Genomic DNA, 10,097 nt, shown 5'->3' with positions numbered 1-10,097 from the left:
CCGGTCCTCCTGGTGCAGCCACAGCAGGTCGACCCGGTCGATCCCGAGCCGGTCGAGACTGCCGGTGCTCGAGCTCGCCCCCCCCCGTCACCCGCTTCGGCGACGGCGTGGTCGGCCTGCGCCGGGCCCGCGCCGCCGCGCTGCTGATGCTCGGGCTGCCCGGCTCGGCGTACCTCTACCAGGGCGAGGAGCTCGGCCTGCCCGAGGTGCTCGACCTGCCCGGCGAGGCCCGCGCCGACCCGCAGTGGGTCCGCTCGGCCGGCGCCGAGCTCGGCCGCGACGGCTGCCGTGGGAGGGCGACGAGCCGCCGTTCGGCTTCGGGCCGGGCGGGCGCTCCTGGCTGCCGATGCCGGCGGACTGGGTCGCGCGCACGGTCGCCGTCCAGCGCGCCGACCCCGACTCCGTCCTCAGCCTCTACCGCGAGGCCCTGCGCCGGCGCCGCCCGGCCGCGACGCTGGCCTGGCGCTCGGCGCCCGACGGCGTGCTGTGCTTCGAGACCGAGGGCTTCCTGGTCGCGGCCAACCTCGGGGGGTCGGCGTTCGGCCTGCCGCGGGCGCCGGTGCTGGCCAGCTCGCCGGTGGGCGGCACGCTGCCGCCCGACACGACGGTCTGGATGGAACGGAACTGACGGTTCGTCAGCTGCTCAGCTTGGCCGCGATCCGGGAGAAGCCGGCGCGGATCTCGTCGACCGACGGCGGCTCGTGCGTGTGGTCATCGCCGTGTTCGTGGTCGTGTTCGTGGTACTCCTCGCCGTAGCCGGCAAGCTCCGCGTCCAGCGCGGCCGTCTCCAGGTCCTCGTTCTCGGCCGCCATCCGGGAGGCGGCGATGTCGCCCTGGATCTGGTCCACCGTCACGTGCGGCTGGAGCGGCTCGACGACCGCCATCAGGTCCTCGTCGGCCACCACAGCCTCCGCGAGCGCCAGCGCGTGCGCGCGCTCGTAGGGGCCGCACACGACCGGCTCCCACTCCTCCTCGTCGTTCATCGGGCCGAAGGTGATGATCCACGGCAGGGTCAGCGCCGGCGCGTCGGCCGGCAGGTCCAAAGTCACGAGTGCACCCACGGCGCCCATCATGACGGTTCCGGGCGCTCCGCACCCGCCGAACCGCCGGACACCATGCCGGTCGATCCGGGCGGCGGCACGACGTTCGCGGCCACCTGCGCCGCGTGCTCGGCCTGCTCGGCCGCCTGCTCCACCAGCTCCGCCGCGCGCCGCGCCGCCTGCACGTCGGCCCGGGGCGCCCCGCCGGCCAGGTCGTGCACCTGGCCGTGCGGGCTGGTGGCGGACAGCGCCGCGGCGAAGAGCAGGAGCTGGTGCAGCAGGTACATGTACAGCAGCAGCCCGATCGTGCCGGCCACGAGCTGGTAGGCGGGATTGTGCTCGGTGCGGGTGATGTACCACTTCCCGAGCGTCTTGAGCAGCCCGAGCCCGATCGCGAAGAGCAGCGCCGACGGCCACAGCCGCCGCAGCGACATCCGCAGCCGGGGCACCCCGACGAGCAGGGCCGCGCCCAGGGACACGTCGACCACCCCGGAGAGCACGGTCGAGAAGCCGCGCAGGGCGACGCGCACCGGGTCCTGGTCGAAGTCGCCGGCCAGCCAGTAGATCAGCTCCTGGACGCCGCCGAAGATGCCGATCGAGATCAGCAGGAGCAGGCCGAGGCCGACCAGCACGGCGAGGTCGAGCAGCCAGCGGACCACCGGATTGCCGGGATGCTCCTGGAGCTGCCACAGCGCGCGCTGCGACGAGCGCAGGTTCTCCACCCAGCCGACGCCCGCGATGACCAGGCCGACGAGGGCGATGATGCCGATCTGCTGGCTGCCCGCGAAGATCTGGTCGCTCTGCAACTGGGGCAGGTTGGCCTGCAGGTAGACCTGCACGCGCTCGACGACCAGCCGGTTGTTGTCCAGCACCTGGCCCAGGATGAAGAACAGCACGACCACCATCGCGAAGACGGCGAAGAAGCCGTAGTACGCGGTCGCGGCGGCCAGGCGGACGGCGTCCACGTCGAAGTACCGCTGCTGGGCCCGCCAGACGTGGTCGAACACCCGCGAACGACCGCGGGCCGCCGCGATCATGCGGTCGAACCCGGCCTCGAGCCGGTCCAGGACGCTCACGCCGCCACCTCCGCAAGCTCCGGCGGCGGCGCGTAACAGCTGTGCTTATGGTTCACGGCTCCTCCGCTCCGCTCCGGACCGCTCACGTGTTAATGGTCCGCCGTGAGGCCGTACTCCGCACAGGGACGCCACCGCCCGCCGTCGTCGTGCTCGAACAGCGTGAACCCGCGGACCGCGAACGAGGCCTCGTAGCCGGCCAGATCCGCGAACGCCGCGTCGAGCTGCTCGGGCGCGACGTCGTGGGCGATGGTGACGTGCGGGTGGTACGGGAAGCGGGCGGCCGGGGAGATCGCGCCGGTCGCGCGCACCGCGGTGTGCAACTGCTCGCACTCGCCGATGCCGGCCGCGACCGCCACGAAAACCACCTGGGTGATCGGGCGGAACGTGCCGGTGCCGCGCAGCTGCACGGTGAACGCCCGGTGCGCCCGGGCCACCTCGCCGAGGTGCCGGTGGATCTCCGGCAGCCGTGCGGCGTCGATCTCGGTCGGGCCGAGGAGGGTGACGTGCGCCGGCACGTGCTCCGCGACCCGGTCACCGGCGGCCAGGCGGGCGGCGGTGAGCTCGCCGCCCCACGGCTCCGGAATGTCGATCGCGACGCCGATGGTGGTCCTGTCCACCTCAGTGCGCGGCAGCGCCGGGAGCGAGGAAGCCGATGCGGTCGTACACCGTCCTCAGCGTCGGCTCCGCCACCGCCCGCGCCTTCTCCGCGCCGATCGCGAGCAGCTTGTCGAGCTGCCCCGGGTCGTCGAGGTAGGCGTTCGTGCGCTGCTGGATCGGCCGGACGAACTCGGCCACGACCTCGGCGAGGTCCTTCTTCAGGTCGCCGTAGCCCTTGCCGTCGTACGCCGCGACGAGCTCCTCGACCGTCCGGCCCGACAGCGCCGAGTAGATGGTGAGCAGGTTGGACACGCCCGGCTTGTTCACCTGGTCGAAGAGGATCTCGCGGCCGGTGTCGGTGACCGCCGAACGGATCTTCTTGGCCGCGCGGGCCGGGTCCTCCAGCAGCTCGATGAGGCCGTTGGCGGTCGACGACGACTTGGACATCTTCGCCGTCGGCTCCTGCAGGTCCGTGATCTTGGCGGTGTCCTTGATGATGAACGGCGCCGGCACCGTGAACGTCTGGCCGAACGTGGTGTTGAACCGCTGCGCCAGGTCGCGGGTCAGCTCCAGGTGCTGGCGCTGGTCCTCGCCGACCGGGACGGCGTCGGCGTGGTACAGCAGGATGTCGGCCGCCTGCAGGATCGGGTAGGTGAACAGCCCGACGCTGGTGCGGTCGGCGCCCTGCTTGGCCGACTTGTCCTTGTACTGGGTCATCCGGCCGGCCTCGCCCATGCCGGTCAGGCAGTTCATCACCCAGCCGAGCTGCGCGTGCTCGGGCACGTGGCTCTGCACGAACAGGGTGCACCGCTCCGGGTCGAGCCCGAGGGCCAGCAGCTGGGCGACGCCGACCCGGGTGCGCTGGCGCAGCAGCGCCGGGTCGTGACCCATGGTGATCGCGTGCAGATCGACCACGCAGTAGAAGGTGTCGTGGGTCTCCTGCATCGCCACCCAGTTGCGCAGGGCACCGAGATAGTTGCCCAGATGGAACGAGTCGGCGGTGGGCTGAATCCCGGAGAGCACCCGGGGCCGGGCGGGAGACGACATACCCGCCATTCTGTCAGGCGCAACCAGATGCTTCACACAGGCGTCTGTCTGGATAGCGTGCTTGGCGAGGGAGGTGGCGCGTGGGCGACGAGCTGGAGGCCCGTGAGGCCGTACGCGACGCGTACCAGGCGCACTACCGCCGCCTGGTGGCCGCCCTGTACGCCCTGACGGGTGACCACGCCGAGGCGCAGGACCTCGTCCAGGAGGCGTACGCCCGCGCGCTGGCCCGGCCCCGGCAGTTCCTCGACGTCGCCGACCCGGAGGCCTGGCTGCGCACCGTCGCGATGAACCTGGCCCGCACCCGCTGGCGGCGGCGGCGCCTGTTCGACACACTGGTGCGCAGCGGCCGGGTCGCCCGGCCCGTGGAGAGCGTGCCGGGCGTCGACCCCAACCGGGTCGCCCTGGTCGCCGCCCTGCAGCAGCTGTCGCAGGCCACGCGGGAGACGATCGTGCTGCACCACCTGGCCGACATGTCGGTCCACGAGGTCGCCGACGCCCTGGGCGTGCCGGTGGGCACGGTCAAGGCGCGGCTGTCCCGTGGCCGCGCCATGCTGGCCACCCTGCTCAGCGACGTCGAGGGCGGCGAGGCGGCCCCGCGCCGGCGCCCCGCCCCGCCGCCGGCGCCGGAACCGGATCGGGCCCAGGAGGTGCGAGATGCGCCCTGAGCTGGACTTCCGCACCCTGCGCGCGCAGATCGAGGCGGCCACCTGGATGCCGGACTTCGCCACGCTGTACCGCCGCGCCGGCCGCGTCCGCCTGCGGGACCGCCTCGCCGTGCTCGGCGCGCTGGTCGGCACCCTCGGGGTGCTCGCCCCGGTCGCGCTGGCCGGGGTCTTCGGCCGCCCGGGCCCGGTGGCGCTCGGCCCCAACCCCGACCTCGGGGAGGCCTGGAGCCCCGTGGCGTCGGAGACGCCGCCGGCGGCCGGCAAGTACCCGTCCACGATCACCGTGATGGCCGCGGCCGGCGACCTGCCCAGCCTGGTGGCCGCGGTCGACGTGTGCGTGGAGGTGCCCCAGGCCCGCCGCTGCAGCCTGCAGGTCACCACGCTCGGCGGGCCCGAGCGGCGCAACCCGTACGTCGTGGACGCGCTGCGCACCAGCCCGCTGGAGCGGATCTCCAACGTCCAGCTGCTGCGGATCGCCGCGACCAGCTACATCCTCAGCGGCGAGGTCGGCGGCGGGTCGCGGGCCAGCGTGCGCTTCGAGCTCACCACCGACATCCAGACCCAGCTCAACCCCCAGGACACCTCCCCGGTCATGGGCCCCGCCGACCGACTCGCGCTCGGGCCGGGCGACCGGACCGTCCAGCTGGTGCAGTACGGCGACCTGTTCGGCGTCCGCGAGAGCGACGGCGCGCTGAGCGTCATCGGCCAGCCGCCCATGGCCCGGCGCACGATCGCCGCCGGCCTGCCCGCCAAGGCCGGCTGGTGGGTGACCGGCGCCGACCTGCACACCGGCGCGCCGGCCGTGGGCGTCAGCCTCGACCAGGGCGGCGGCTGGCTCGCCCGCACCCTCGACGCGCCGGCCGGCAGCGACGTGCCGACGGTGGCCTCGGCGGACAGCCACAGCGCGTGGGCCTTCGTGCCGTACAGCCACGCGATCCGGCTTTTCCGCACCAGCGACGGCGGCCTGAACTGGCGCGAGGTCCGCGGCGCGGTCGAGCTGCCGGCGCAGCTCAAGACGCTGGACAACCGCACGCTGGGCGCCCTGGTCCGCGCGGACCGCTCGGTGCTGTTGTGGGTGCACTCCGACAGCGAGACGGTCTTCTTCGAGAGCAACGACGGCGAGCACTTCACGGTCGTCTCCGGGCCGGGCGGGGCGATCTCCGTCGTCGACAACGGCTACGCGGCGCTGGGCGACCCGGCCCGGGTCTCGCGCGACGCGAAGACCTGGCAAGAGGCGGCCGTGACCGGCACCATGCAGCCGAGCTGAAAATAGCGGGAACCCGCGGGGCCCCCGGAGGATCGTGGTCAGCGTGGGCGACGTCGGAGAGGTGTACCACGCCTGCTACCGCAGGCTGGTGGTGCAGCTCTACGCGTTCACGACCGACCTCAACGAGGCCCACGACGCGGTGCAGGAGGCGTTCGCGCGGGCCGTCGCCCGCCCGCGCGGCTTCGCCGGCATCGACAACCCCGAGGCCTGGCTGCGCACGGTGGCGCTCAACGTGGTGCGCCGCCGCTGGCGCCGCCGCCGGGTGCTCGACCTGCTGATGCTGCGGGAGCGGCCGCTGCAGGAGCACCCCGCCCAGCCCGATCTCGACACCCGCACCGACCTGACCGACGCCCTCGACGCCATCCCCCGCGGCTACCGGGAGGTCATCGTGCTGCACTACTACGCCGACCTCAGCGTGGACGAGATCGCCGCCGCGCTGCACGTCCCGGCCGGCACCGTCAAGTCGCGCCTGTCCCGCGGCCGCGCCGCGCTGGCCGGGCGCCTGCGCGGATACGAGGTGGCCCGTGCCTGACCAGCTGGGGCCGCGGCTGCGGGCCGAACGCGACCGGCTCGACATCGAACAGCCGCCGATGGAGGTCATCGCGGCCCGCGCCGCCACCCTGCGCCGCCGCCGGCTCGCCGCCCGGACCGGCGCCGGCGCGCTCGCCGCCCTGGCCGCCGTCGCCGTGACGATCGCCGGGCTCGACCGCCGGGAGGGTCCGGCGCCGATCGTGGCCGCCTCGGACACGGCCGACCCGGCGGGCACCTGGAGCGCCGCCGGTATCGCCATCTCGGGCCTGCCGCACCTGCCCACCGACCTGCCGGGCACGGTCCGCGACGCCGAGTTCCTCGACGCCGACCGCGGCTTCCTGCTGACCTCCGACTGCTGCCAGGCGTGGGTCAGCAGCACCACGGACGGGGGCCGGTCGTGGCACACCGTCCGCTCGCCCGTCGCCGACCGGCCCCAGCTGGTACTGATCCCGGGCGGGGTCGTCGTGCTCGGCGCCGGCCCCGATCACCCGTGGGCGGCCAGCGCCGACGGCGAGCAGTGGAACACCGGCAACGGGCCGCCCGGCCCGGCGGCGGCGCTGACCGGCAACTCGCGGCTGCTCGCGCTGGCCGATGACGCGTGCGGCGCCCCGACGGGCGCGATCACCAAGACGGACCTGGCCCCGGTACCGCAGCAGCCGCCTTTGACCGTGTGCTGGCGCTCCCCCGTCCGCGCCGGCGACGGCTCGTGGTGGGTCGGCGGGCGCACCGGGGACGGGCGGCCGGCCGTGGCGGTCTCCCGCGACGGCGGCGCGAGCTGGGCGCTGACCGCGTTCCCAGGCTTCCCGGCGAAGTCCTCGGCCCGGGCGGCGCTGCTCGGCCGGGCCGTGTACGTCACGATCGTCGCGCCCCAGGAGGCCGCCGCGACCCCGGAGCGGCTGCTCGCCGTCGCCGCCTCGGTGGACGGCGGGGCGACGTTCGACGCGCCCCATCCGACCGCGGGCCAGGCCACCATCGGCGGCGACCTGGTCCCGTTGCTGGACGGCCGCCTGCTCATCGTCGACGGCTACGGCCACTGGCTGGTCTCGGAGGACGGAGGTGCGTCGTGGGTACGCCTGGAAGGCCTGCACCGCACCATGCGGCTGGCCCGCACCGAGGCCGGGTACGTCGCCTACCAGATGACGGACATCTACACCGCGTTCTCGGTCGACGGCACCGCCTGGCAGAAGCTCGACGCGCAGTAGCTCTACCGGTTCATGAACGCCCAGGCGTCGGCCACCATCGTCGCCAGGTCGGCGTAGCGCGGCGTCCAGGCCAGGTCGTGCTTGGCCTTGTCCGAGGACGCGACCAGCTGGGCCGGGTCGCCGGGGCGGCGCGGCGCCATCTCCACCGGGATCGGGTGCCCGGTCACGGCGCGCACGACCTCCACGACCTGCCGGTTGGAGAAGCCGGTGCCGTTGCCCAGGTTGAAGATCCGGTGCCCCGCCCCGTCCATGGTGCCCAGCGCCAGCAGGTGGGCCGCGCCCAGGTCGGCGACGTGGATGTAGTCGCGGATGTTGGTGCCGTCGGGGGTGTCGTAGTCGTCGCCGAAGATCTGCAGCTTCTCCCGCTTGCCCGCCGCGACCTGCAGCGCGATCGGGATCAGGTGGGTCTCCGGGTCGTGGCGCTCGCCGATCATGCTCCCGTCGGGGCGGTGCAGGGCGCCGGCGACGTTGAAGTACCGCAGGCTGACCGCGGAGAAGCCGTGCGCGACGGCGAACCCGGTCAGCGCGTGGTCGGCGGCGAGCTTGGAGGTCGCGTACGGGTTCGGCGGGCGCACCGCCGCCGTCTCCGGGATCGGCACGGTGTCGGGGTCGCCGTAGACGTTCGCGGTGGAGGAGAACACCAGCCGCCGTACCCCCGCCGCCTTCATCGCGTCGAGCAGCCGCAGCGTGCCGACTGCGTTGTTCTCCCAGTACTTCTCCGGCTTCTGCACGCTCTCCCCGGCGGCGATGAAGGCCGCGAAGTGCAGGACCCCGTCGAAGTCGGGCGTCAGCAGGTCACCGACCGCGTCGTGCACCCGGCCGCGCACGAAGGTCGCGCCCGCCGGTACCGCCGCCTCGTGGCCGGTGGAGAGATCGTCGAGCACCACCACCTCGTGCCCGGCGTCGAGCAGCAGCGCGGTCACGATGCTGCCGATGTACCCGGCACCACCGGTGACGAGTAGCTTCACTACAACCTCCCAAAATTCGACGCGTTCCAACAAAAGTACACGCCGCTACACTTTTGTCCATGCCGGAGCCTGGCCCCGGAACCCTGCGGCAGGCTGCGGCCGCCCTGCTGATCCGCTGGGCGCGGCGGCTTCACGCTACTCCCGACACGGCCCGCATCTCCGAGGCCCAGCTGCGCACCCTCATCACGGTGAACTCCGGCACCAGGCACGTGCGCGAGGTGATGGTGCCGCGCACCGAGGTGGTGTTCCTGGACGCCGCGCTGACCGTCGCCGACGCCGTGCTGGCCGTGCGCGGGGCCCGCCACTCCCGCTTCCCGGTGATCGACGGCGACCCGGACGACGTGCTCGGCTTCGTGCACCTGCGCGACCTGCTCCTGACGCCCGCGGTCGACCCGGCGGTGACGCTGCGCGGCCTGACCCGCGAGGTGAAGCGGCTGCCGGCGAGCAAGCGGGTGCTGGCCGCGCTGGCGGAGATGCGCGGCGAGGGCCACCACCTCGCCGTCGTCGTCGACGAGTACGGCGGCACGGCCGGGATCGTCACGCTCGAGGACCTGATCGAGGAGCTCGTCGGGGAGATCCACGACGAGTACGACGCCCCGCCGGCCCCGGCCCGGGTGGACGAGGTGGACGGGCGGCTCAACCTGGCCGACCTCGCCGAGCGGGTCGGGCTGCGGCTGCCCGCCGGGCCCTACGAGACCGTGGCCGGCTTCCTCATGGCCCGGCTGGGCCGGGTGCCCCGGGTCGGCGACCACGTGCGCCACGACGGCTGGCACCTCCAGGTGAGCACCGTGGAGGGCCGCCGCGTCGCCCGGATCTCGGTCAGCCGGCCTCGATGATCATGCCGGCGCCGACCGTCCGGTTGGTCGTTTCGTCGATGATGATGAACCCGCCGGTGGTGCGGTTGCGGCGGTACTCGTCCGCCAGCAGCGGCACCGTCGTGCGCAGCCGGACCCGGCCGATCTCGTTCAGCGCGAGCTGGGTGGCCGACTCGTCGCGGTGCAGCGTGTTGACGTCGAGGCGGTACTGCAGGCCCCGGACCACGGTGCGGGCCGAACGGGTCGTGTGCTTGATCGCGTACTTCCCGCCGACCGTCAGCGGCCGGGTCTCGTCCATCCAGCAGACCATCGCCTCGATGTCCTGGGCGACCTGCGGGGCGTTGTTCGGCCGGCAGATGAGGTCGCCACGGGCGATGTCGATCTCGTCGGCGAGGCGGATCGTGACCGACATCGGGGGGTACGCCTCGGCGAGCTCGCCGTCGGCGGTCTCGATGTGCGTGATCTTCGTCGTGAACCCGGACGGCAGCACCATGACCTCGTCGCCGGGCTTCATCACGCCGGAGGCGATCTGGCCGGCGTACCCGCGGTAGTCCGACACGGTGGTGGACTGCGGGCGGATCACGTACTGCACCGGGAACCGCACGTCGACGAGGTTGCGGTCGGAGGCGATGTGCACGTGCTCGAGGTGGTGCAGCAGCGACGGGCCCTCGTACCACGGCATCTTGTCGCTGCGGGAGACCAGGTTGTCGCCGTGCAGGGCCGAGATCGGGATCACCGTCAGGTCGGGCGCCTCGAGCTTCGCCGCGAACGAGGTGAACTCGTCGGCGATGCGGTCGTAGACCTCCTGCGAGTAGTCCACCAGGTCCATCTTGTTCACGCACAGCACCAGGTGCGGCACCCGCAGCAGCGAGCACAGGAACGCGTGGCG

Annotated in this window: 11 protein-coding genes and 1 pseudogene; 6 read left to right on the top strand and 6 right to left on the bottom strand. The window is 73.3% G+C overall.

The genetic code is table 11. From position 1 onward, the window contains the following. Window positions 1-86: 86 nt before the first annotated feature. Window positions 87-628: pseudogene (locus AB0B76_RS58025) on the top strand (alpha-glucosidase); the annotation flags it as partial. Window positions 629-635: 7 nt separating this feature from the next. Here the strand turns inward: AB0B76_RS58025 and AB0B76_RS58020 are convergent. The 4 genes from AB0B76_RS58020 to trpS form a co-directional block, all read right to left on the bottom strand. Continuing rightward, on the bottom strand, window positions 636-1,061 hold the full coding sequence (locus tag AB0B76_RS58020) for a hypothetical protein (protein WP_360394763.1): 426 nt from the start codon (window positions 1,059-1,061) through the stop codon (window positions 636-638). An 8-nt stretch (window positions 1,062-1,069) separates the two neighbouring features. Then, the gene (locus AB0B76_RS58015; RefSeq protein WP_360394761.1) at window positions 1,070-2,116 is read right to left on the bottom strand and encodes a YihY/virulence factor BrkB family protein; all 1,047 of its coding nucleotides are present in this window, start codon (window positions 2,114-2,116) and stop codon (window positions 1,070-1,072) included. 89 nt (window positions 2,117-2,205) lie between these two features. Beyond that, window positions 2,206-2,733: a 2'-5' RNA ligase family protein gene (locus tag AB0B76_RS58010; RefSeq protein WP_360394758.1), complete on the bottom strand. Its 528-nt coding sequence runs from the start codon at window positions 2,731-2,733 to the stop codon at window positions 2,206-2,208. Between the two features lies 1 nt (window position 2,734). Next, on the bottom strand, window positions 2,735-3,760 hold the full coding sequence (gene trpS / locus AB0B76_RS58005; RefSeq protein WP_360394756.1) for a tryptophan--tRNA ligase: 1,026 nt from the start codon (window positions 3,758-3,760) through the stop codon (window positions 2,735-2,737). 80 nt (window positions 3,761-3,840) lie between these two features. On the opposite strand from trpS, the gene AB0B76_RS58000 reads away from it, so the two are divergent. Genes AB0B76_RS58000 through AB0B76_RS57985 form a run of 4 tightly spaced genes read left to right on the top strand, consistent with a single transcriptional unit; the run spans window position 3,841 to window position 7,425 of the window. Beyond that, the gene (locus AB0B76_RS58000; protein WP_360394753.1) at window positions 3,841-4,425 is read left to right on the top strand and encodes a sigma-70 family RNA polymerase sigma factor; all 585 of its coding nucleotides are present in this window, start codon (window positions 3,841-3,843) and stop codon (window positions 4,423-4,425) included. Continuing rightward, the gene (locus tag AB0B76_RS57995) at window positions 4,415-5,692 is read left to right on the top strand and encodes a hypothetical protein (RefSeq protein WP_360394751.1); all 1,278 of its coding nucleotides are present in this window, start codon (window positions 4,415-4,417) and stop codon (window positions 5,690-5,692) included. Before AB0B76_RS58000 ends, AB0B76_RS57995 begins: the two co-directional genes overlap by 11 nt. Window positions 5,693-5,735: 43 nt before the next feature. After that, the gene (locus tag AB0B76_RS57990; RefSeq protein WP_360394748.1) at window positions 5,736-6,224 is read left to right on the top strand and encodes an RNA polymerase sigma factor; all 489 of its coding nucleotides are present in this window, start codon (window positions 5,736-5,738) and stop codon (window positions 6,222-6,224) included. Beyond that, complete coding sequence (locus tag AB0B76_RS57985; protein ID WP_360394745.1) at window positions 6,217-7,425, top strand: hypothetical protein; 1,209 nt, start codon at window positions 6,217-6,219, stop codon at window positions 7,423-7,425. The genes AB0B76_RS57990 and AB0B76_RS57985 overlap by 8 nt, the downstream gene beginning before the upstream one ends. Window positions 7,426-7,427: 2 nt before the next feature. Here the strand turns inward: AB0B76_RS57985 and galE are convergent, their stop codons facing one another. Continuing rightward, window positions 7,428-8,423, bottom strand: a complete 996-nt coding sequence (gene galE, locus AB0B76_RS57980; RefSeq protein ID WP_360394743.1) for a UDP-glucose 4-epimerase GalE — start codon at window positions 8,421-8,423, stop codon at window positions 7,428-7,430. A 29-nt stretch (window positions 8,424-8,452) separates the two neighbouring features. Here galE and AB0B76_RS57975 point away from each other — a divergent pair, with 29 nt between their 5' ends. Beyond that, window positions 8,453-9,229 carry a hemolysin family protein gene (locus AB0B76_RS57975; RefSeq protein ID WP_360394740.1) on the top strand — a complete coding sequence of 259 codons (777 nt, stop codon included), beginning with the start codon at window positions 8,453-8,455 and terminating at the stop codon, window positions 9,227-9,229. On the opposite strand, the gene AB0B76_RS57970 is transcribed toward AB0B76_RS57975, so the two are convergent. Continuing rightward, window positions 9,213-10,097 (bottom strand): sulfate adenylyltransferase (locus AB0B76_RS57970; RefSeq protein WP_360394737.1); only part of this gene is annotated, 885 nt, incomplete at its 5' end. The two genes, AB0B76_RS57975 and AB0B76_RS57970, sit on opposite strands and share 17 nt — an antisense overlap.

It is taken from the genome of Dactylosporangium sp. NPDC049140 (genome assembly GCF_040648435.1).
The sequence above is the reverse complement of the archived record's forward strand: the minus strand, read 5'-3'. Positions and strand labels throughout refer to the sequence as shown.